Annotated in this window: 2 protein-coding genes; both read left to right on the top strand. The window is 44.0% G+C overall.

The genetic code is table 11. The features are described 5' to 3' along the window. The first annotated feature begins 185 nt into the window (after window positions 1-185). Window positions 186-488 carry a nucleotidyltransferase domain-containing protein gene (locus tag N2K84_RS20155; protein ID WP_282593636.1) on the top strand — a complete coding sequence of 101 codons (303 nt, stop codon included), beginning with the start codon at window positions 186-188 and terminating at the stop codon, window positions 486-488. Next, complete coding sequence (locus N2K84_RS20160) at window positions 485-982, top strand: hypothetical protein (protein WP_282593637.1); 498 nt, start codon at window positions 485-487, stop codon at window positions 980-982. The genes N2K84_RS20155 and N2K84_RS20160 overlap by 4 nt, the downstream gene beginning before the upstream one ends. Window positions 983-1,099: the final 117 nt, after the last annotated feature.

Below are 1,099 nucleotides of genomic sequence, written 5' to 3' on the forward strand. Positions count from 1 at the left end.
AGTGTAACTGGCGGCAGATAACGGGCTTTCCCCGGAACTCCGGAGGAGTTCAACTGTTGAACGTTCACCCCGCTTCGTGTTTGCGCACGCAATGACGGCTTGGGACAGGGCGGCGAAACTGGCAGGCAGATTGCCACGCTTTGTAGTGGTTTTGCAAAAAATCAAGTTTTTAATACCTTTGATTCATGCGTTTAACACGGTTTCAAATAGATTCGATTAATAAACTTGCCAAAAAACATTTTGGGCAGGAAACCACCGTTTATTTGTTTGGTTCACGTACCGATGATCATAAAAAGGGGGGAGACATCGACTTACTCATAAACAATACCCAAGAAGAAACATTATCATTGGAGGCAAAAATTCGCTTTCTGGCACAACTCAAAGCAGAAATTGGTGACCGGAAAATTGATGTGGTTTTTGATAATGACACTACCCGGCAAAAGAAAAATTTCTATCGTTCCATTATCCGTCAAAGAGTTGAATTATGACCAATGACAAAAGAGATAAATTGCATGAGGCTCTTCAGCTTTGTACGATCCATAGCGAACGGATGAGCTTCGCCCATGAGAAAATCAAAAAGCACTTTCCGCTCGATAAAGAGAAGTATTTGCAGCTTCAACCTGAAGAATTGAGCTTCTTTGACCAGTTAATTTTTCGTTTTTCCAAGATGCAGGACAGCATGGGAGGAAGGTTATTCCCTGCAATCCTTGAAAACCTGGGCGAAGAAATAAGCAGTTTACCTTTTATCGACCGGGTGTCAAAACTTGAACAACTGAATATTATTTCAAGCGCCGATGAATGGATGCTGCTCCGCGAAACAAGAAACTTGATTACACACGAATATCCTTTTATTACCGATGAAGTAATCGAGGGCCTGAACCTCTTATACAAGCATTATCAGTTAATCATGGAGATTTGGGGGAATATTGTAAGTTATTGTCATACCCGCCTGCCCCTCGCTGGTGGTGATTTGCAATCCTGACCAGCGGGTTTTTTGGCGCTGGGCCTCCATCCCGAAGGGATGACACGATTCATCACCGCCAGTGTAACTGGCGGCAGATAACGGGCTTTCCCCGGAACTCCGGAGGAGTTCAACTGT

It is taken from the genome of Gaoshiqia sediminis (genome assembly GCF_025907915.1).
Classification (GTDB): Bacteria; Bacteroidota; Bacteroidia; order Bacteroidales; family Prolixibacteraceae; genus Gaoshiqia; species Gaoshiqia sediminis.

What these genes read in the sequence shown, in the direction of transcription:
- N2K84_RS20155 (WP_282593636.1), top strand. Translation starts at nt 186, where the DNA reads ATGCGTTTAACACGGTTTCAAATAGATTCGATTAATAAACTTGCCAAA.
- N2K84_RS20160 (WP_282593637.1), top strand. Translation starts at nt 485, where the DNA reads ATGACCAATGACAAAAGAGATAAATTGCATGAGGCTCTTCAGCTTTGT.